General features: G+C 47.8%; 20 protein-coding genes. 11 read left to right on the top strand and 9 right to left on the bottom strand.

What is annotated here, in order from left to right; genetic code table 11:
• The first annotated feature begins 254 nt into the window (after positions 1-254).
• The 6 genes from IEV19_RS11250 to rlmB all read left to right on the top strand — a co-directional run bounded on the left by IEV19_RS11250 (position 255) and on the right by rlmB (position 8,532).
• Positions 255-3,491: a SusC/RagA family TonB-linked outer membrane protein gene (locus tag IEV19_RS11250; RefSeq protein WP_188370847.1), complete on the top strand. Its 3,237-nt coding sequence runs from the start codon at positions 255-257 to the stop codon at positions 3,489-3,491.
• 18 nt (positions 3,492-3,509) lie between these two features.
• A complete protein-coding gene (locus IEV19_RS11245) occupies positions 3,510-5,165 on the top strand; it encodes a SusD/RagB family nutrient-binding outer membrane lipoprotein (protein ID WP_188370846.1) in 1,656 nt (551 codons plus the stop codon).
• A 17-nt stretch (positions 5,166-5,182) separates the two neighbouring features.
• The gene (locus IEV19_RS11240; RefSeq protein WP_188370845.1) at positions 5,183-6,052 is read left to right on the top strand and encodes a hypothetical protein; all 870 of its coding nucleotides are present in this window, start codon (positions 5,183-5,185) and stop codon (positions 6,050-6,052) included.
• A 148-nt stretch (positions 6,053-6,200) separates the two neighbouring features.
• On the top strand, positions 6,201-6,956 hold the full coding sequence (locus IEV19_RS11235; RefSeq protein WP_188370844.1) for a hypothetical protein: 756 nt from the start codon (positions 6,201-6,203) through the stop codon (positions 6,954-6,956).
• The gene (locus IEV19_RS11230) at positions 6,953-7,726 is read left to right on the top strand and encodes a hypothetical protein (protein WP_188370843.1); all 774 of its coding nucleotides are present in this window, start codon (positions 6,953-6,955) and stop codon (positions 7,724-7,726) included. The genes IEV19_RS11235 and IEV19_RS11230 overlap by 4 nt, the downstream gene beginning before the upstream one ends.
• 68 nt (positions 7,727-7,794) lie before the next feature.
• A complete protein-coding gene (gene rlmB / locus IEV19_RS11225) occupies positions 7,795-8,532 on the top strand; it encodes a 23S rRNA (guanosine(2251)-2'-O)-methyltransferase RlmB (protein ID WP_188370842.1) in 738 nt (245 codons plus the stop codon).
• Here rlmB and IEV19_RS11220 read toward each other — a convergent pair.
• The gene (locus IEV19_RS11220) at positions 8,529-9,290 is read right to left on the bottom strand and encodes a rhomboid family intramembrane serine protease (protein ID WP_229732585.1); all 762 of its coding nucleotides are present in this window, start codon (positions 9,288-9,290) and stop codon (positions 8,529-8,531) included. The genes rlmB and IEV19_RS11220 overlap by 4 nt on opposite strands.
• Before the next feature lie 75 nt (positions 9,291-9,365).
• On the opposite strand from IEV19_RS11220, the gene IEV19_RS11215 reads away from it, so the two are divergent.
• The gene (locus tag IEV19_RS11215; RefSeq protein ID WP_188370841.1) at positions 9,366-10,643 is read left to right on the top strand and encodes a replication-associated recombination protein A; all 1,278 of its coding nucleotides are present in this window, start codon (positions 9,366-9,368) and stop codon (positions 10,641-10,643) included.
• Here IEV19_RS11215 and IEV19_RS11210 read toward each other — a convergent pair.
• From IEV19_RS11210 to radC, 6 genes are all read right to left on the bottom strand, one after another.
• Positions 10,640-11,515, bottom strand: coding sequence for a hypothetical protein (locus IEV19_RS11210; protein ID WP_188370840.1), 876 nt, complete (start codon positions 11,513-11,515; stop codon positions 10,640-10,642). The genes IEV19_RS11215 and IEV19_RS11210 overlap by 4 nt on opposite strands.
• 9 nt (positions 11,516-11,524) lie before the next feature.
• On the bottom strand, positions 11,525-12,970 hold the full coding sequence (locus tag IEV19_RS11205; RefSeq protein WP_188370839.1) for a DUF5723 family protein: 1,446 nt from the start codon (positions 12,968-12,970) through the stop codon (positions 11,525-11,527).
• Positions 12,967-13,512, bottom strand: a complete 546-nt coding sequence (locus tag IEV19_RS11200) for a hypothetical protein (RefSeq protein ID WP_188370838.1) — start codon at positions 13,510-13,512, stop codon at positions 12,967-12,969. The genes IEV19_RS11205 and IEV19_RS11200 overlap by 4 nt, the downstream gene beginning before the upstream one ends.
• Positions 13,513-13,582: 70 nt before the next feature.
• Positions 13,583-14,272: a YjjG family noncanonical pyrimidine nucleotidase gene (locus tag IEV19_RS11195; protein ID WP_188370837.1), complete on the bottom strand. Its 690-nt coding sequence runs from the start codon at positions 14,270-14,272 to the stop codon at positions 13,583-13,585.
• Positions 14,265-15,560 carry a polysaccharide deacetylase family protein gene (locus IEV19_RS11190; RefSeq protein WP_188370836.1) on the bottom strand — a complete coding sequence of 432 codons (1,296 nt, stop codon included), beginning with the start codon at positions 15,558-15,560 and terminating at the stop codon, positions 14,265-14,267. The genes IEV19_RS11195 and IEV19_RS11190 overlap by 8 nt, the downstream gene beginning before the upstream one ends.
• Before the next feature lies 1 nt (position 15,561).
• Positions 15,562-16,260, bottom strand: a complete 699-nt coding sequence (radC, locus tag IEV19_RS11185; RefSeq protein ID WP_188370835.1) for a RadC family protein — start codon at positions 16,258-16,260, stop codon at positions 15,562-15,564.
• Positions 16,261-16,322: 62 nt separating this feature from the next.
• Between radC and IEV19_RS11180 the strand changes: the two genes are divergently transcribed.
• Complete coding sequence (locus IEV19_RS11180; protein ID WP_188370834.1) at positions 16,323-16,766, top strand: DUF1569 domain-containing protein; 444 nt, start codon at positions 16,323-16,325, stop codon at positions 16,764-16,766.
• A 25-nt stretch (positions 16,767-16,791) separates the two neighbouring features.
• Here IEV19_RS11180 and IEV19_RS11175 read toward each other — a convergent pair whose 3' ends face one another.
• Positions 16,792-18,147, bottom strand: coding sequence for a UDP-N-acetylmuramate--L-alanine ligase (locus tag IEV19_RS11175; RefSeq protein ID WP_188370833.1), 1,356 nt, complete (start codon positions 18,145-18,147; stop codon positions 16,792-16,794).
• A 102-nt stretch (positions 18,148-18,249) separates the two neighbouring features.
• On the opposite strand from IEV19_RS11175, the gene IEV19_RS11170 reads away from it, so the two are divergent.
• Genes IEV19_RS11170 through IEV19_RS11160 form a run of 3 tightly spaced genes read left to right on the top strand, consistent with a single transcriptional unit; the run spans position 18,250 to position 20,204 of the window.
• Positions 18,250-19,083 carry a class I SAM-dependent methyltransferase gene (locus IEV19_RS11170; protein WP_188370832.1) on the top strand — a complete coding sequence of 278 codons (834 nt, stop codon included), beginning with the start codon at positions 18,250-18,252 and terminating at the stop codon, positions 19,081-19,083.
• A gap of 7 nt (positions 19,084-19,090) precedes the next feature.
• The gene (locus tag IEV19_RS11165; RefSeq protein WP_188370831.1) at positions 19,091-19,408 is read left to right on the top strand and encodes a cupin domain-containing protein; all 318 of its coding nucleotides are present in this window, start codon (positions 19,091-19,093) and stop codon (positions 19,406-19,408) included.
• A gap of 7 nt (positions 19,409-19,415) precedes the next feature.
• Entirely contained in the window at positions 19,416-20,204 is a 789-nt protein-coding gene (locus IEV19_RS11160; RefSeq protein WP_188370830.1) for an SDR family oxidoreductase, read from the top strand.
• Positions 20,205-20,225: 21 nt separating this feature from the next.
• On the opposite strand, the gene IEV19_RS11155 is transcribed toward IEV19_RS11160, so the two are convergent.
• Complete coding sequence (locus IEV19_RS11155; protein WP_188370829.1) at positions 20,226-20,744, bottom strand: DUF4136 domain-containing protein; 519 nt, start codon at positions 20,742-20,744, stop codon at positions 20,226-20,228.
• Positions 20,745-20,749 lie beyond the last annotated feature (5 nt).

Below are 20,749 nucleotides of genomic sequence, written 5' to 3'. Positions count from 1 at the left end.
CCATTTTTACAGTACAGAAAAGACCATAAAAAATAGCAAGAGCGCAACCTCTCCAATTCTTGCACATCTCATAGAAGCAGCATCCGAATTTTAATAATATTCAAATCAGGACCCAGATTAATTGAGAAATGTCTGAAATCCAAGGAGGTCGTTAGTGTAAAGGCGATTTACGTCTTAAATTTTTATTAAAATAAGTTTGGATTATTAACACAGAATTAAGATTTTCGCACTTACCTAATTCAAATAATTTTAAAATGAGAACAAATCTAAATGGAATCTTGACGCTGTTATTGGCGTTTGTTGTGCATTTGACATTTGCGCAGGAGAAGACGATTTCCGGTACGGTTACGGACCAGGACGGACTTCCACTTCCAGGGGTGAACATCGTCGTTGAAGGGACCACTACCGGTACCCAGACTGATTTCGACGGTAACTATTCTATCCGTGGTAGCGCTGGTCAAACGCTTCTTTTTACCTACATCGGGCAGCGAGATGTTCGGGTCACCATTGGGGCCAGTAACACTATCAACGTGCAGATGCAGGAAGATGCGCAGGCACTGGAGGAAGTGGTCGTAACGGCACAAGGTATCAAAAAGGAGAAGCAAGCCCTGGGGTATGCAGTATCCGAAGTGGGTGATGAATTGCTGGAGCAACGCGCCGAAGGTGACGTTGGTCGTATCCTTACAGGTAAAGCCTCCGGGGTCAATATCCAGCAGCAAAGTGGTCTTTCCGGATCGGGAACCAGTATCATCATCAGGGGTCTGAGTACTTTCAGCGGCAGTAACCAGCCGCTTTTCATCGTTGACGGTGTTCCTTTCAACAGTGACACCAACGCCCAGTCGCAGAACGGTGGAGGTAACAGCTTCGTGGATGGAAACAACGGTTCCAGTAGGTTCCTGGATTTGGATCCAAACAACATAGAAAGCGTAAACGTACTGAAAGGTCTTGCGGCAGCCACCCTCTATGGTACAGCCGGTCGTAACGGGGTGATCCTGATCACCACCAAGAACGGTGCTGTAAGCACAGGGCAAGCCAAGAAGACTGAAGTAACGGTGAGCAGCTCGATCTTTATCAACGAGATCGCCTCCATGCCCGACTATCAGGATGAATTCGGAAACGGATTCGACCAAGCCTTCGGTTGGTTCTTCAGTAACTGGGGACCTAGCTTTGACAGGGACGGTGTAGCCGGATGGGGAACTCAGGCAGCTATTGATGATGCCGGAACACTTGCTCACCCTTATTCCACATCAACCTCTGCCATCAGGGCTGCATTCCCTGAGTTCGCAGGAGCCAGGTATCCCTGGAAGCCTTATGACAGTGTAGAGAAATTCTTTAAGCAGGGGATCGTACAGACCAACTCTGTAAACGTGAACGGAGCTTCCGATGACGGTAGCATGAGCTACAACATGAACTTCGGTCACCTTGACGACCAGGGATTCACTCCTGGAAACAATCTTAGGAGGTACACCGTAGGTCTCGGTGGTAGAGCTGTTCTTACAAACAAGATCACAGCCTCCGGTACCCTGAACTATACCAACACTAACTTCCAGTCTCCACCGGTAGCGGCGAGTACAGGTAACAGTGTCTTTGGTACAGGTTCTTCGGTTTTTGCCAACGTATTTTATACTCCAAGGAGTGTGGATATCCAGGGACTGCCTTTTGAAAGCCCTGTTGACGGTTCCAGTGTATACTACCGTCAGAACAACAGTATCCAGCACCCGCTTTGGACGGTTAAGAACTCTAAGACAGAGCAGGATACCAAAAGGGCTTTCGGTAACATGGCCCTGGTCTATGACATCAATGACAACCTGAACCTGACGTATCGTTTTGGTCTGGACGTCTACAGTGAAAACAACATTACTTCTCAGAACAAGGGAGGTATCGGAGGAAGCGTTGCCACTCAAAGTGGTATCCTCCAGACATGGAACAACACCAATACTCTTTTTGACCACAACTTCATCCTCACCGGACAATACGAGGTCTCAGAAAAAGTTGGTGTGAGTTTCAACCTCGGTGCCACTACCCGTAGCGAGCGATTCGACCAGAATGGTGTGGCCAGTTCAGGACAGCAGGTATTTGGAGTATTGAGGCACTTTAACTTCGCCCTCTTCCAACCCATCCAGTTCCTGCAAGAACGTAACATCGCTGGTGTTTACGGTCAGTTCGACATCGATTACGATCGTATGGTGTATCTAACCCTGGCCGGTAGGAATGACTGGGTATCTAACCTGTCTCAGGACAACCGTTCTATCTTCTACCCATCTGCCAGCTTGTCTTTGATCCCGACGAAATTTATTCCCGGGCTTCAGAGCGAAAACGGTGTAAACTACATGAAGCTGAGGGCCGGGTACGGTACTTCTGCTAACTTCCCAACAGGGTATCCTGTAGCTTCCACCCTGGTTCTCGACACACAGAACTTCCAGGATGGAGACGGAAACAATACAGTAACCAACGTGAGTGCCAACCTTTTGGGTAACCCTAATCTGAAGCCCGAGCTTCTACAAGAGCTTGAGTTTGGTATGGAAGCCCGATTCTTCGGCAGCAGGCTTACCCTGGATGCTTCTTACTACGACAGGATCACAGAAGACCTGATCATCGATCGTCCTCTTGACCCGTCTACTGGTTTCACCACCACGCAGACCAACGTAGGGGAGATCAAGTCCTGGGGAGCTGAGGTAGACGCAACCCTGGATATCTTCAGGTCAGACGAGCCAGGAGGCTTGAACTGGAGCCTGAACTCTAACTGGTTCTTCAACGAATCTGAGGTAACTGACCTCGGTTTGGATACCGATATCGTGGTTTATGCCGGATTTACCAACCTGGGTAATGCTGCCCGAGTAGGAGATCCTCTTGGAATCATGGTAGGTACCAGGATACAGCGTGATGACGCCGGTAACTTCGTAGTAAATGACGCCGGAGATTATATTGAAGAGCAGGGTCTTTTCGAAATTGGAGATCCAAACCCAGACTGGGTACTGAACATTGGAAACAGCTTCAGCTATAAGAACTTCAACTTTAACTTCCTGTTCAACTATACTCACGGAGGAGACATCTATTCAAGGACAACCTCTGTACTGATCGGAAGGGGTTTGACCACAGACGTGGTAGATCGTCTGAACACCTTCATCTTACCCGGTGTAACTTCAACAGGTGCACCAAATACAGTTCAGATCAACAACTCTACGTTCTATTTCAACAACGTGCTGTTCGGTCCGGATGAACTCGGTGTATTCGACGCCTCTACGGTAAGATTACAGGAGGTTTCCCTGGGATACTCTGTTCCAGCTAAGTTCCTAGATAAGACGCCATTTGGCTCCCTGAGCTTTACTCTGTCAGGTTTCAACCTCTGGTATGAAGCGATCAATATCCCCAAAGGGACAAACTTTGATCCAAACGTAGCCGGTATCGGTATCGGTAACGGTAGAGGGTTTGACTACCTGAACGGGCCCAGCTCAAGAAGGTATGGACTTAGTGTAAAAGCCTCATTCTAATTAAAATAAAAATTGATCATGAAAAACATATTTAAATATCTAAGTATTGGGTTGATCGGTGGCGTCCTGTTCACAGGATGTGAGACCACCAATCTGGACCTTACGGAGAACCCCAATGCCCTGACCCCTTCACAGGCGGATGTGGATTTCTACCTCAACGAAGTGCAGGTAAAATTCGCCCGCGTGGTTGAATCCCTGGGGGAAACAGGTGCGGAGGTAACCCGAATTGAATGGATGGGTAGCCGGAACTACCAGAACGCTTATTCCCCTGCCGGATTCGACGGCAACTGGGAAGATGCCTATCAGGAAGTTATCAAGAACGCCAGGGACCTTACCCCATTGGCTGAAGAAGCAGGCCTGACCCATCATATTGCAATCGCGCAGTTTATTGAGGCTTACACCATTACACTTTTAGTGGATTACTTCGGTGATGTGCCCTATTCAGAGGCAATTGGGGGGGCTGATAACCTGAACCCTAGTACAGACAGCGGTGCAGATATCTATACTGCTGCCTTGGCCCTGACAAATGCGGCAATCGCCAACTTTAATTCCACTGCCCTCGCAGATCCGGACATCGATTTCTACTACGATGGAGATTGGGATGCCTGGGTAAAAGCGGCCAATACCCTAAAACTGAGATTACATCTCAACCTGGGACAAACAGGTGCTTTTAACAGCATTATTTCCAGTGGGAACTTTATCTCCTCTACGGATGATGATTTCCAGTTCCAGTGGGGATCGAACCAGGTACAGCCTGATACCAGGCACCCTAACTACGCTCAGAACTATACAGTTACCGGTGGTGGGGACTATGCCTCCATCTGGATGATGAACCTGATGGATACGACAGATGATCCACGGATCAGGTACTACTACTACCGTCAGAATGATGGTACACCGAATGCATTGGATATCAATGGAGTTTATGTTCCGCCAAACGAGGAAACGCTCGACTGCTCACTGCAGTCTACCCCTCCCCCGCAATATGCGGCAGGTGGATTCCCATTCTGTTCTCTGGACAACGGGTACTGGGGAAGGAACCACGGAAACGATGCAGGTATCCCACCGGATGGTCTGTTGAGGACTGCTGTAGGTGTATACCCACAAGCCGGTCAGTTTGACGACAACAGCTTTGGTGAGACCAGCCTCGGAACCGGAGGTGGTGGAGCAGGTATCACACCTATGCTGCTTGCTTCCTGGGTGGATTTCTGGAGAGCTGAGCTCGCTATGAACAGCAGCCCAGCCGCTGGTAAACCATTCATCCTGGCAGGTATAGCCAAGTCGATTGCCAAGGTACAGACCTTCGCTTCACTGGACGCCACTGCTGATCTCTCCTTTGAGCCATCTGCATCTGATGTATCTGATTTCATAGATTTCATAGATTCAGAATTCGATGCAGCTGATAATGAAGGTAAATGGAACATCATGGCAGAGCAATTCTTTATCGCTCTGAAAGGAAATGGCCACGACGCGTATAACTTCTACAGAAGAAAAGGATATCCAACGGATCTGGAGCCTAACCTGGAACAGAACCCCGGAGCTTTTATCAGAAGTTTCTTTTATCCGGCGAATGCCGCTAACACCAACTCCAATCTGAATCAGAAGAGCGGTGTTACGGATCAGGTATTCTGGGATACGAATCCCGCTTCACCAACATTCCCTGTGGCTAACTAATTTTAAAAAAAATTACGATGAAAAAAATAAGTGTATTTCTTTTAGCATTGTCCACAACCTTCTTTATCTCCTGTGAGACGGACGATAAGGTAGTGGACCAGGTAATCGACAATTTTACCGTCGGGGCCGTCCTCAGGACAAGGGCCCAGGCTGGTAATCCGTACAACGCCTTTGTTCCCGGATCCGTATGGACCGTGACTATTGAAGAACAGGACGAGGAATTTGGAGGTTTATTGGAATCCGTAGACCTGTATATTTCCTTTACGGATAATCAGGACGACCCAACCGACACCAGTGTTCCAGAACAACTTCTTGCAAGTTTTGCAGCCAGTGAATTCGGAACCAGTTCAAGGGGACTTCCTGAACTGACCTATTCAACAACACTTCAGGAGTCTGCCACGGCCGTAGGAATCGGCACTGGGTATTCCGGTGGTGACGTGTTCTCCTACAGGTTTGTGGTTAATTTGACAGATGGAAGGTCCTTTACCAATACAGATGCGAATAACGGAGTTTTGGGTGGATCTTATTTCTCCTCTCCTTACAAGTACGACATTACTGTCGCTTGTATTCCAGTAGGCCCTGTACCAGGAGATTTCGTACTGGATATGCAGGATTCCTTCGGGGACGGATGGAACGGAGCTTCTATCAGGGTAACCGTTGATGGTGTAGCCACAGATTACACCATTACTGCAGCTCAGGGTGCTTCCAACTCCGAGACTATCACGATTCCAGCAGGTGCTTCTACCTGGTCCTGGGAATACGTTTCAGGCGACTGGGATTCTGAGGTGACTTATCAGCTATATGCGCCTAACGGTAAATTGGCTTATTCTGACGGACCTAATCCTGTCATTGGAGAAATAACGGATCTGTTTAGTATATGTCCGTAAGGTTTTAAATTTGAAATCATCTTAAAAGGCTGTCCATTACGGGCAGCCTTTTTTGTATTCTCGTATTTCCCCAGCTAGCTTTACCAAATCTCAAAAATTCTTTTACCTTTACCGCCAACTTATTGATAAACAAACACCCTGCATTAGAATGAAATACTTTTTACTGGCCGTTGTATTCCTGTCTTCTATCTCCGTTTCTCTAGGGCAAGTCTCAGGTCAAATCGCCGGTGGTGCCGGTGGTGCCTTTGGAATAGGTGGAAGAGCCACTACAGATCCCTTCCTTGCCACACGTCTGGCAAAATTGCATAAGAAGAATACCATTGAAGGTGAAATCCTGGGTTCGCCCTATCTCAATGAGGAATTTATCAAGAGCAAAGTGTATTACGGGGAAGAATATATTGGCGACTACTATATCCGGTACAATGCCCTAAACAGCGAGATCGAGATCAAAGAAACCGCATATCCAGAGGAAGAAGCAAAAAGACTCCTGGCTGATGACCAGTTACGTATAAAATACGGTCTCAGGGAACTCAGGTTTACTACCTATATCAACAAGAAGGGAGAAACAAAAAATGGCTACCTCTCGATCATTGAAAAAGGAAAGAATTTTACCCTCTATCACCGCCTGGCAGTAAAATTCAGCGAAGGCAAAGCTGCGGTTAATTCCATGGTGATGCCGATCCCCAGCAGATATGCTCAATTCACTGAATACTATTATCAGCAGGAGGGTGTCAATCGAATAGACCAGCTCAATCAGAAGAAAGCTGCCGTATTGAAAATCCTCGACAAAGAAGACAGGGATGTCGTGAATACATTCCTCAAAGATCAGAAGATCAACCTGGATGATGAAGAAGATCTGATCCGTACCTTTGAATTTATCAACACAATAGATACCTCCTCATGAAAAAGGTGGCAGGATTGCTTGTAATCCTTGCATTCTGTTCTCTGCAAGCACAACAGGCCGGAGTTGGAGCTCCTCAGGTGGCTGCGGTGGAAAACGACCCGTTTGCCAATTACCATCAGCGGTGGAACCCCATGATGGAAAAGCTTTTTCAACTCGTGCGAGATGATGATGGTATCGTCAGGCATTTTGTGGGGGCCGAGGTAGGCACACCCTATGAGAGTGAATCCTTCGAAAAGGGCCAGGTCTGGTACAAGGACGAAAATCTGGGGGAATTTTACTACCGTTACAATATTTTCTCCCGGGAAATAGAATTGAAAAGAACCTTATTGCCCGAAGAAAAACACCAGGCCCTGATCCGTGATCCCAAGGTGGCCTTGATACTTCCTAACAGGAACAAAGAATATCGATACCTCTCATTTATTACAGATAAAGGCTCGAAGAATGATGATTACCTTGTCCGGGTTTACAAAGGATCGTCTTATACACTATTTAAACATCAAGAGTCGAAGTTTACAGAAGCCAAACCGGCCGCCAATTCCATGGTGGGTCCCACACCCAGTAAATTCAGTAACTTCACCTCCTATTTTTTGCGTTTCAGGGATGAGCCGATCCGGGAGATCTCCCAAAAGAAGAACAAATTCCTGAAAGAGATCGATGACCGTTGGAGTAGCGACTTAAAAGCGTATTTGAAGGAAGAAAATATAGACCTGTCTGATGAGACCATGCTGATAAAAGCCGTTTCATATCTGGATACTTTGGCAGAGAATTAATGTTGCCACGGCTGTTTTCCATAGCTTGAATTTCTTTTACTGTAATGACATACTAATTCCCTTTATCCATGTCTAAAACTACCCAGATCTACGGAATCAGAGCCGTAATTGAAGCCATCAGGGCCGGGGAACCGGTAGACAAGGTCTATATACAAAAAGGGCTTAAGGGGACACTGATAAAGGAATTGGAGGATCTGCTGAGGAAATCGGGAATTCCGGCTTCCTATGTTCCTCTGCAGAAGATCAACAAGCTTACACAAAATAATCATCAGGGAGTGGTAGCGGCCATTTCACCTGTAGCTTTCCTCACCCTGGAGGAACTTACTGAAAAGGTATTCACCCATAAGGAATCACCCCTGTTTCTATTACTCGACGGAATTTCAGACGTGCGAAACTTCGGGGCTATTATCAGGACAGCCGAGTGCACAGGAGTAGATGGGATCATTGTACCTAAAAAAGGATCGGCGCCCATCACAGGTGATACGGTTAAAACCTCTGCCGGTGCTGTTTTCAGGGTACCCATCGCTAAAACCGATCACATAAAAGATGCGCTCTTTTTCCTGAAGGCCTCCGGAGTTACTGTAGTAGCTGCCACAGAGAAAACCAACAATCTGCTCTATGAGGTGGATCTCAAAGGATCTGCGGCGATCATTATGGGGGCTGAGGACAGTGGCATTTCCCCTTCCATACTCAAAGAAGCCGACTTCCTGGCTAAACTGCCCATGCTGGGTGAGATCGGATCTTTGAACGTCTCCGTAGCCTGCGGGGCATTCCTCTATGAGGCAGTTCGGCAGCGAACGCTCTAGTCTACATCATTTCCAGGTTCACGCCTATTCTTACGGTATGTATATGTGATCCTGACTTGCGGTTCCTCTTCCTCCGGAAGTTTTTCGATAAAATTTCCCTCCTCGTCAAAGTGTTTTAGGAATTCGTCTTCTTCCTCGTTGTAATCCTCCCGCTCCCAGGCGTATTTGGGGACGGCAGGCACCCTGACCTTTAAGAAAAGTGCGGCAAAAAGTCCGACCAGAAATCCTCCGAGGTGGCCTTCCCAGGAAATCCCCTCTTCCACCGGAAAGATATACCACAACATACTTCCGTAGATAAAGGAAACCACCAAAGAAACGGCTACGAGCCTATAGTGTTTCGTAAAAATGCCCTTAAAGAAAATAAAACTGGCCAGGAGATAGATGAGTCCACTCGCCCCGATGTGAAAGGCAGGGCGACCTATCAGCCAGGTCACCAGCCCGGTGAGCATCAGTCCCCAGAATAGAAGTTTAAAGGCGATAGAACGATAGAAGTACATGAGCGTGCCCAGCAGGATAACCAACGGGATGCTGTTGTTGTAGAGGTGTTCCACAGAAGAATGCAGGAATGGACTCAGGACAACACCCCTAAGGCCCGAAAGTGTTCTCGGGTAGATGCCGTAATCGTTCCAGTTGATGCGGAATTGCAGTTCGAGCCAAAATACCGTCCATATCAGAAGTACAGCTACCATAGGGACGATCAACACGCTGTCGGTGAACCTGAAATTTGTCTCTTGCTTGTCTACTCCCATTTCGCTCATTGTCATACAAATTTAGAGCCATTTTCGGAATTACAATCACCCGCCCTTCCGGAGAAATAACGTACTTTTAACTCCATGAATGAACCCCTGGCAGAGCGGGTCAGACCCAGGACCCTGGAAGACTATATCAGCCAAAATCATCTGGTTGGAGAGAAGGGATCCCTCAGGAACCAGATCCTGAAAGGCACCATTCCCTCCCTTATCCTATGGGGTCCGCCGGGCACCGGTAAAACAACTCTGGCACACATTATCGCACAGGAGAGCAAAAGGCCTTTTTATACCCTGAGCGCCATCAGCAGTGGGGTCAAAGACGTGCGCGAAGTAATTGAGAAGGCCAAATCTGCCGGCAACCTGTTCACCACCCGCAATCCCATCTTGTTCATAGACGAGATCCACCGATTCAGCAAGGCACAACAAGACTCTCTCCTTGGCGCTGTGGAAAAGGGTTGGATCACCCTGATAGGTGCCACCACCGAAAATCCCAGCTTTGAAGTCATCCCTGCATTGTTGTCACGCTGCCAGGTCTACATCCTCAATCCATTTGGGAAGGAGGACCTTGAGGTCCTGCTAAAGAGGGCAATGACCGAGGATGCGATTTTGAAGGAAAAGACCATCGACCTGAAAGAGACCGAAGCCCTGCTGCGCCTTTCGGGAGGAGATGGGAGGAAATTGCTGAACATCTTTGAGCTCCTGGTGACTTCAGAAGACTCAGATAAAGTTGTGATAACGGATGAACTCGTCATGTCGAAAGTTCAACAGAACACTGTGCTGTATGACAAAACCGGGGAGCAGCATTACGATATCATTTCGGCCTTTATCAAATCTATACGGGGCAGTGACCCTCAGGCAGCTGTTTATTGGCTCGCCAGGATGATAGAAGGGGGAGAAGATGTGAAATTTATTGCCAGGCGCCTGCTTATCCTGGCCTCAGAGGATATCGGCCTTGCCAACCCCACTGCCCTGGTAATCGCCAACAGCACTTTCCAGGCCGTGACCACCATAGGCTACCCTGAGGCTCGTATCCTCCTGAGTGAATGCGCCATTTACCTGGCGACCAGTCCCAAGAGCAACTCCAGCTATACAGCGATAAAAAACGCACAAATGGCCGTAAAGGAACACGGAGATCTTCCGGTTCCGCTTGAGCTTAGAAATGCCCCCACCAAACTCATGAAGGATCTGGGATATGGGGAGGAGTACAAGTATGCCCATGATTACGAGCACAATTTTGTACAGGCAGATTTCCTGCCTGATACCCTGACGGGTTCTGTCTTCTATTCTCCCGGCAATAACAACAGAGAAAAAGCCATAAAAGACTTTCTAAGCAGTCGATGGAAAGATAAATACAAGTATTAGAACTTGATCTGCAATTCTTCCTGTAGGCGGTCGGCCCCCCGGTAGAATTCAAATATCCACCTTCCGTCCTTGAGGTAAAGGATCCCATTTTGACCTTTCCTTTCGGCCAGATATACGTTAGGCAAAGAAGTTTCCCTTAGGTAGAACTGTATGCTCGGGGCTGTATCCACCAGCTGATATCCCGTTTCTGTTTTTTGGGCGTACAATGGGGCCGAAAGGGGGAACGCCAGCTCTTCTTCCTGGGCCACTGCCTCATCCAGGGTCACCGCTTCCGTAGTTTCTTCTGGCATTGGAAGCAATAAAGTCTCTTCTTTATCCCCTGCTTCAGGCTGTATCACTTCGGTTTCCTCTTCTGCCGGTTCTAACGAAGAAGGCATCTCTGAGGCCGGAGGCAAACTCTTTACGTCATCCCCGAATTTCAATACAGTGGGTGCCGTATCAACAGGTTCCCGGTAGGAATACTGAAACCCCTTCAAAGATGAGAAAGCCTCCTGTAGTGCCTCACGATAGGCCTCCACGTACTGCTTGAGTTTACTGGAACCCAACCGGGTCCTGAATTGTTCGTTTCCTTCGCAATCCTTAAAGACCACAGACACCTTTGTAGTGAACATGGTCGACTGATTATCCAGGGAGGTGAATAAAGCCGTACAGCGATTTGTGTTTACCTCTTCAGGAACCGCGTTATCATAAAACACATTCAACCCTTTTTCTGTCAGATGATACTTCACAAGCGTACTGGTCTGATATTGGTTTTCACCCCGGAATCCCTCAAATTGGGTGGGTACGATCACATACTTGTAGTTGTTGAGAACGGATTGGGAAAAAGCGGTTAGCCCCAGCAGGAGGAAAATGACGAATACACTATTTTTCATGGTTAAAGCCTATCTGTTGGCTCCCCAAGATAGGATATTTAATCCTATCTGAAAAGACGCGTAATGGCTGTCTGCCAGGTTTTGGTATCCCAGGAGGTTATTGGCCAGGACATAGAAATTTACAGGTCCGGCCTGTATGTTCATCCCCAGCCCCAAATTGGTCATGGAGAACTTATCCACGGTGTACGTTCCCTTCAGGCTCAGGATATTCCCAAACCTCCTTAAATAGAATGCCGTGAGGGCAGCCTGAGGTCCCCTGGGCCTGCTGACGGCATGGAGCTGCAAGCCTGTCGCATTCCTGTAGGGAGTACGCACATCGGCGTCCGTCACCCCTATATCACAGTCACAATCAATTTCACCACCGACAGGTTCTCCGAAATTATAACGGATAGAACCGTATAGCTGTGTGGGCCTGAAAGTGATATAACTGGAATTGTTATCCTCAAAAGGCAACTGGGCTTCGATCTCGTCCACCAGGTCCTGCCAAAAATCGGAATTGGCATCATCAAAGGCATCGGGGAGTATGGCCTCTACCCCTTCAGTCGTGGCTCTTCCCTGCAGAGTATATGCCTTTACATCCCCGGAATGATAGACAAATCCAAGGTCGAGCAGGCTTCCGGTAATCACGGTTTGGGAGTTGAGTTGATAGGTAAAGCCCAAGTCTATGCCCAATCCGAGATCGCCTCCGAATAAGGCCCTTTTAGAGATGACCCCTCCAACAGATCCGCTTGACTCATCATCGAGGATAGCCCGAATCTCTTCAAGCCCTGAGGTCCTCAACTGCATATCTGCATCCAGGGTATGGGAGAGGAGATTGTTCTGTCCTTCCTCTGTTACAAAATATCCCGAATTGGTTGAAGAATGAAAATCATAGATCCCTGAATACAATTTGGCGCGGGCCCCGACGGTAAGGTTGCGATCCATCACCTTATTGATCCCAAAATGGAAAACGGTCAGGCCTTCTCCTCTTGTTTTCAGATGACCCAGGTCAAACCGTCTGCCAAGCTGATCGGCATTTCCGTCAAAAGCCAGATAGGCCAGGTCCTGGGGCCAGTAGAGGATGGTATTCGACTCAAAATAGACCCCAAAGGAATAAAAGATATCGGGATTTTTCCCACTCCTGAACCCACCGTGAAGGAGGTCTACCTGTACAGTGGCTCCGAATTCATCCCTTTTCGTCATCCCGTCAAGGGCGCGGGTGCGCACTTTTTGGTTAAAGTCGACCCCATCATTGGCAAAGAGGTCATGCACAGTGATACCACTGCTGCCGGCCTGAGCGTAAATTCCTGAAGCAAGCGGAACACCGGCATACCAGGAATAAGTGGTCTCAATTCCCGGATTTAACAGGATCGCCTGGGGAATTTCCGTGAAATCATAGAGCAATTCCCTGTTTTGGGCAAAAAGGAAACCGCTGCCAAGGAAGATGGCTGTAATAAATAGTTTCCATTTCCTCATTTCAAACGCAGTCTGAATTTACCGCTAGACCTGAAGATGATCATAGGGTCCGGTAAGCTGGAAACGCTATTGTTGTCCCCTAAATTTCTGGCATTCACCCGAACCTGGGAAGTATTCCTGATGATGTCCAGACTTCGACCTGTAGGTGTGCCATAGGCGGTTTCTCTCCTGAGGACGGCCGTTGGAGCCGGATCCAGGGAAAAGAATTCGGTATCCAGCACATTTCCTGCATCATCCAGGTATTCAAAAAGGATCTCCAGGGGTTTGCTGGTCGTATTCTCCAGCTCATAGGTGATCACCCCGTCCAGTACATTGTCTGCGAAGAACTGCTCACTAAAGGCATCGAAATTAAAGGTCTGGATATACCAAACGGCCCCGGGAGCACCGTTGATCACACTTTCAGGGCTTTCCACGTACAGGATACTCGCCTCTACCGTAGGAATGATATCCAGGTCATTGAACTGATCGAAGTTTTGTTCTTCCACACATGAGGAAGTAATGCTCAGAAACAGGAATAGTAAGAGATATTGAATTTTCTTCATCTCGAGCGCTTCTTGAAGGGGCCGGAAAGGCCGAAAAGACGGAACTTCCCCCCCATTACCCTATATAACTTTATAAATACGATTTTATTTCACCCAGATCGTGAATGATCGACCCGTATTCGTGAGGAGGTTCGTTATGAACATTGAGATGAATCGTGTGAAAACCTACGGCCCTGGCGCCGAGAATGTCTGCTTCCAGGTTATCGCCCACCATGATCGCATGCTGAGGCTGTACTCCGGTGCGCTCCAGGGCCAGGTGAAAAATCCATGGATCCGGTTTTTTTACTCCGGCCATCTCCGAATTGATAACCTGATCAAAATAAGAAGCAATCCCGGAATTCATCAACTTTTTGGCCTGTATCTCCTCAAAGCCGTTGGTTATAATGTGTAGGCGATAGGTTGGACTTAAATACTCAAGGACTTCCCTGGTGTTGGGCACCAGGTGATCATGGGAGGAAAGGTGTTCTATATAGGAATTCGACAGACTGTGTATCACTTCATCTTCCACCCGGTACCGGACGGAGTCGAAGACAGTCCTCAGCCTTCTGTACCGGAGGTCTTCTTTCTCTATCTTACCTTCGCGATATAATTTCCAAAAAGCCAGATTGGCGGGGACGTATTCTGCCAAAAAGGTATCCAGGTCCAGGCCTATCCCGTGATCTGCGAATATTTTCCTGAAGGTAAGCGCTGAATTCTTATCAAAATCCCATAGGGTATGATCCAGGTCAAAAAACACATCCGTTACCAGATCCCTATACATAATACCTTTCAATCATTTTAGCGTACAACTGCAGCCAATTGATCTTTCCTTCCGAACCGAGCAGTTCGTTGGAAAAGACTGTGATAAAATGGCCGCCGACCTCCCTGACCACGCCGTGCAGCTGATCCAGTTTCTCGAAGATCTCCTCCTCAGAAGTATACTTGAGAAGGGCGTAATCGTGTACGGCGAAGGGATGTATCTTAATGGGTTGCTGCACCTCCTGGGGAATATCGTAAAAGTAGAAGGAAGTACAGGTCCCGGCCTTAAATCCCATCTCGTGCGTATACCCCATGGAGTAATCGTCAGTGAATTCGGCAGCTGCCAGATTTCTGTAGGTTTCGGGAACATCGACCCTGTTGTAACGGAGCCTGACAAAATTCACCGGTCTGTTGATCACATTGGAGAGGTTTTCCTTTTCTTCTTTAAGCAGGTCCATATTGGTAAATGAGCTATAGGAAGCTGCCAGGGCCACGGCATCGTAATCAGCTACGGATTTAATCAGGTATTTAAATCGATTGTTTTCCGTGGAGATATTCTTGTCATACCGGGAATACTGGGCAAACTGGAAAAAGAAAATAGCAGGGAGTTTGTGTTTCTTATGGATCCCGATAAGTTCCTCGAAATTGTCATAAGGATCCCTCCTGAGATTCAACAATACCGCCAGCCTCTGGGAGACCCTTCTGAACCTGAGCGAAAACAGGTCCAGCAACATTCCGATCCCGCTCCTGAAAAAACCCCTGTGTGCAAAACTATGTGACACGGGAACATCGATCACAGAGGTATTACGCACAGGTTTGGTAGCCGCGGTTAGGGAGGGAAACCGTTCCTTCAGAATGGCGAGCATCTTTTGAGCCCAGAGATCAACCACCGGAAGTTTAAGGAAATCCTGTTCATAGGCCAGGCTCTCCTTAAGGGGAAAACGCCCTACGAGATCCTTCACATGGGGAAAGTATTCCTCATACCGCGAAAGGAGGTAAAAGCTGGCTGCAAATATGTCGAATGGTAAATTACTGCGTTCCCCGGTAGGGAAAAAACAGGGCAGATCATCCCACTTTCCTATAGACAGGTTCATATTGCGCACCCCCTGTTCAAACAAAAGAGAATGGCTCCTGACAAAGAATTCGTTCTGGAGGGGTTGTTTTGTATAGGTAATTTTCGGTCCTGTATGCCTGATGAAATCCTCAACCTTGGTCGTAAAGCCAACATCTATCTGCAGCATACGGGAAAATACCTGCTTCATGATATAGGTAAACCTGGGGGTAATCTTATGGGTGTAGATCAGCAACATGTCATATAAGATGTTGGTCCGCAAAACTGAAAAAGGTCTTATCCGTGACGATTAGATGATCGAGGACCTTAATATCCAGCACCTCAGCGGCAACCTTTAATTTCCTGGTGATCGCCTTATCGGCCTCACTGGGCTTGAGGGCTCCGGAGGGATGATTGTGAGCTAAAATGATGGCTACAGCACCCAGTTCCAGGGCCTCCCTGAGCACAAGTCGGACATCTACCAGGGTCCCGGTGATCCCCCCTTTGCTCAATTGAGATTTGTGGATCACCCTGTTGGCATTGTTCAGGTAGAGAATCCAAAATTCCTCGTGCTGTAGTTCAGACAGAACGGGTTCCAGTACCGCAAAGGCATCTGCGCTTCCCGAAATATGGCTGAGATCATTTGTGGCTTCTTCCCTTCTCCTTCGGCTGATCTCCATGGCTGCAGCGATGGTCACTGCCTTTGCCTCTCCTATCCCTCTGTATTTCATAAGTTTTGACACAGACATCCTGCCGAGCTGAGTAAGACTGTCATCAGCTCCTTTCAGAATTTTTTTAGCCAGGTTAAGAGCTGAATCTTCACTGTTTCCGGATCCTATCAGGATGGCGAGCAGTTCAGCATCGGTGAGGCCACCTCTCCCCCTGATCATTAATTTTCTTCTGGGTTTATCATTTTCTGCCCAGGTTTTAATGGAGAAAGACACCGGGTTTTTTTCCATGGTTAAAGATAAACAACTAATATTGTTAATGTAGTTTTTGGACTGCAATTAAAAAGCAAACCATGAAATCATTATTCGACCAGGATGCCTACGAGGAAATTGAGAGAAGGGTGGGTGAACTGAATTCTAATCATAAAGGGCAGTGGGGAAAGATGACCGTAGGCCAAATGGTTTGGCATTGCCAGGTTCCCCTTGCACTGGCTATAAAAAACAAGGCTACCCGCAAGAAAGGCAACCTTTTTATTCGTCTGTTCTTTAAAAAGTCGCTTTACAACGACACTCCCTGGCGTAAAAACCTGCCCACTTCCCCATTTGCCAAAGCGAATGAACCCAAGGATTTTACGGTGGAACGCTACAAATTACTGGACCTTATTGCCCAATTCCACAATCTTAAAAGCAGGGATACCTGGAACCCCCACCCTATCTTCGGTAAACTCACACACGAGCAATGGGGAAAACTGAACTACAAGCACCTGGATCACCACCTGAGGCAATTTGGGGTGTAATTTCTACTGGGGAGGCCAACAGGAATTATCCCAGGTGATCGATAAAGGCCCTGAGATCCAACCCTCCATAATTTCCCGAACTCATAAACAGGAAAACCCCATTATTTTTGTTTAGTTCATAAAGGAAGGTTTTGAACTGTCCGGGATCTGTAAAGACCTCCAGTTTCTCATTCTGGAAGGCATCCTGGATCTGGGATGCAGACAAAGGAGAGAGCTTTTTGATGGCCACAGATTCCGGGGAATAAAACACCGCTGCAATATCGGCTGCATCCAATGTGCCCCTGTATTGCGAAAGGAAGGCCTCATTCAGGCTGCTGTAGGTGTGTAATTCCAAACAGGCTACGAGCCTTTTATCTGGATATTGCTCCCTGACGGCCATAGTCGTGGCTGCAACCTTGCTGGGGGAGTGTGCGAAATCCTTAAAGGCCACGGAAGAACTGGTTTCCCCAATCTTTTCAAGCCTCTTGGAAGCCCCGGTAAACGTGCTGATAGCCTGGTAGAAATCATCCTCATCTATCCCCATTTGCTGGCAGATCCACTTGGCACCGGCTAGGTTGCTGAGATTATGCCGGCCAAAGACCTCTACAGGCATAGGGCCTTCCCCTGTTTCGAGGAAAGTCTGCCCATTTTCTATGTTATATTCCGGGGTACGGTATGGAAACTTCCTGATCTGGTTCGGAGTCTTCTCAACTACCTCCACTACTGCTGTATCTTCTTCGTTGTACGTAATACTTCCTCCCTGAACAATTCCATCTACAAAGATCTGGAACTGTTCGCGGTAATTCTCGTAAGTAGGAAATACATTCATATGGTCCCAGGCGATCCCGCTGAGAAGGGCGATGTTGGGTTGGTATAAGTGGAATTTGGGACGCCGATCTATGGGGGAAGAAAGATATTCGTCACCTTCCAGCACTATAAAATCATTTTCCTCCGTAAGGTGGACCATCCTGTTGAACCCCTCCAATTGGGCCCCTACCATATAATCTACTTCCCTGTCGTGATATTTGAGCACATGGAGTATCATGGAGGTAATGGTTGTCTTACCATGGCTGCCCCCTATGACCACCCTGGTCTTATGCCTGGATTGTTCATAGAGGAATTCGGGGTAAGAATAGATTTTGAGACCCAATTGCTGGGCTCTCAGCAATTCCGGATTGTCTTCCCTGGCATGCATACCCAGGATGACCGCATCCATATCAGTGCTTAACTTCTCAGGAAACCATCCGAATTCTGACGGCAGAAGACCCTGCTCCCTCAACCTGGTTTTGGAGGGTTCGTAGATCACATCATCGCTACCGGTGATTACATACCCTTTATCGTGTAAAGCCAGGGCCAAGTTATGCATGGCACTTCCGCCGATGGCTATAAAATGAATCCGCATAGTTCCGTCTATTTCTGAACAAAGATAGCCTTTGAAAAGTGCTTCCCAAACCCTTGAGGCATCCTTATTCTCACTATCTTAGAAACTAGTTATGTCATTGTTTTGGAGCAAAAGATCAACATACATGAAACGGCATTTGTTACGGCTGCTTTCAGGGCTGCTGACAGCGACCTGAGCAGGGACACCTTTGCCCATCTATGGGCAAACGATATCACGGAACGGCATGCGAACCGGTATAAGCAGGCCGTGTCTCTCCATGAAGGCCTGGCGCATTGTCTGAGGAACCGATATTTTCTGGACACGATTCAGTACCTTTTTGAATCAGGGAAGATCGATGCTTTGCTGAATTTTGGTTGTGGCTTCAGCATGTATCCATATCTCCTCGATCCCTCCCTTTTATTTCTTGAGATCGATACCGAAAATGTAATATCTTATAAACAAGATCGAACCAATGACTGGCAAAAACAGGGTATCCTGCCTCAAAGGAATATCCGGTATATAGAGGCGGATTTTAACCGCCCGAGCCTGGAGGATCTATACCAGCAAATCCTTCCTCTGATCAGGGGTCGGAAGTGCTTTATCCTTCTGGAAGGGGTGCTATTCTTCCTCGGGCATGATGATACGACAAGACTTTTCGATCTTTTCCCCCGATTGCAGTCAAATGACGGGTATGTGGGAAGTGTATCTTTTACCCCTGCCCTTGAGAAAAAAGCGGTCTTTCAAAAACTGATCGACTTCGTGGAGGGGAATCTCCAAAAGAATCAGCAATTCAACTACCAGACCCTTCCGCACGAATTTTACCGTACCTTGCAAACGTATACATTGGAAGATCATCAGGATACGATGAGCCTCTCCGATAGATATTTACCCGCCATCCAACTGCCGGCGGATGAAGTGCTCAATGAACATATGTACCTGCTGAGAACGAAAATTTAAATTGACCATGAAAATACAGCTTGAAGAGGTTCAGCCCAGAGAGATCATGCCCGGATACAGGGGAAGGCTTGTCCACGGAGAACACATGACCCTGGCATATTGGGATGTGGATGAAGGGGCAGAAGTACCCGAACATTCACACGTACACGAACAGATCATGCACGTCCTGCAAGGCAGTTTTGAATTTACCGTTGGGGGAGCCAAACAGGTCTACCAGGCAGGCGAACTGGTCGTAATACCACCCCATATTCCACATAGCGGGAAGGCTCTGACCGCATGCCGACTCATGGACGTATTCAGTCCGGTTAGAGAAGAATACAAATAATGCGACCATGAACATCAATCTTCAAGGCAGGAAAGCATTGGTTGGGGGAAGCAGCAGAGGCATAGGCCTGGCCATCGCGCAGCAACTGGCAGAGAGCGGGGCCAGTGTCACCCTTATGGCCAGGAGCGAAGACAAACTCAAACAAATAACCAAATCCCTGCACGCCACCTACCCTTCCCAAAAGCATCAATACCTGGTTGTCGACTTTACTGACTTCTCCAGGTATTCAGAGGTGATCAAAAGGTATTTTTCTAAGAATACGGTCGATATTCTTGTCAATAATACCCAGGGACCCAAGGCAGGTACCCCTCTCGAAAAATCAGTTGAGGATTATCAGGAGGCCTTTGATGTCCTGTTTAAATCGGTTGTCTTTACCACCCAGCTGGCCATAGGGCGGATGAGATCCCAACAATGGGGCAGGATCATCAACGTGGCATCGGTTTCGGTTAAGGAACCCCTGTCCTACCTGGTGCTTTCAAACAGTATCCGGGCCGCGGTGGTAGCCTGGGCAAAAAGTCTGGCCACAGAGGTGGGACCAGACGGGGTTACCGTAAACAGTATTCTGACCGGCTATTTCGATACAGAACGACTCGGGGAACTCAATCAGAAAAAGGCCGAACAACAGCAGATCAAACCCGAAGAAGTAAGAAGCCATATGACCGGCCAGGTTCCCCTGAGAAGACTTGGAATACCAAAGGAATACGGGTTCCTTGCTGCCTTCCTCGCTTCAGATAAAGCTGGGTATATCACAGGGAGCAATATCCCCATTGATGGGGGTCTGCTGAGATCACTTTGACGAGAAAAAAAAGTATTCGACTTACTTTCTGGGGGGATATTTCGCCATCGCCTTTACCACGATTTCCCTCATCTGTCTTTCTCTTTCCAGAGGCGTTGCATTTTCCCTGAAATTACCCGAACAGACCGCTTGCCAAAAGAGGGCGTCACGCTGACTGTCGATAAAATCGAAAAGCACCTCTCTTTCTAATTCTGTCCGGCCTACAGGCAATCCAATGGAAACACCACCGCCTACATTGCGGCCACCACCTCCGAGTCCGACCCCGACCGTGCTGTTTCTCGGCAGACGCAACTCACGGGATTCGATATTGATTAGAAAATCAGGTTCCTCTGAAGATGAGAAGCCTTTTAAGAGCATGACAGAGTCCAGGGAAGACAATAAACGCCGGGTATCGAGTTCACTGAGCCCGGTCTGCATGTCCGGATAGTAATTATAGGTCCGGTAAGAGGAGAAATCTGTACCGGGGTCATAGTCGTAATCCACTCTGAGGCTGGAGCAGCCGAGCAGCAGCAGGTAAAGTATCCATAGCCAGTTTCTCATAGCGC

The organism is Muriicola marianensis (assembly GCF_014638095.1).
Lineage (GTDB): Bacteria > Bacteroidota > Bacteroidia > Flavobacteriales > Flavobacteriaceae > Muriicola > Muriicola marianensis.
This window is presented reverse-complemented; position numbering and strand designations above follow the sequence as displayed.